Here is a 244-nt window from a genome sequence, read left to right as displayed (position 1 = left end):
TCCGTCAGGGGGACGGTTACGCACTGCGTGCCAGCAACCCCAGCCTCTATCACGTCAGCATCAGCAATCTGGAGCTGCAGGCGACGGCGTCGTCGAAGCGCTACAGCAACTCAAGTGGCGGCATGGTGGCGCCGGGGGGCAGCTTCGATTTTCCCCTTGAGCCGCTGTCCGGGGCTGTCCATGCCAAGGCAGTGACCTTCTATTGGCTCAACGACTATGGTGCCCGCGAGGTGGGCCAATTCGT

Annotated in this window: 1 protein-coding gene; it reads left to right on the top strand. The window is 62.7% G+C overall.

Annotated elements, in window-relative coordinates; translation table 11 throughout:
* The coding region (locus B4920_RS27530; protein ID WP_173862741.1) for a molecular chaperone at positions 1–244 on the top strand (244 nt) is incomplete at both ends.

Origin of the sequence: Zoogloea sp. LCSB751, from assembly GCF_002028455.1 — a bacterium.
In the GTDB taxonomy this organism is placed as follows: domain Bacteria; phylum Pseudomonadota; class Gammaproteobacteria; order Burkholderiales; family Rhodocyclaceae; genus Zoogloea.
The sequence above is the reverse complement of the archived record's forward strand: the minus strand, read 5'-3'. Positions and strand labels throughout refer to the sequence as shown.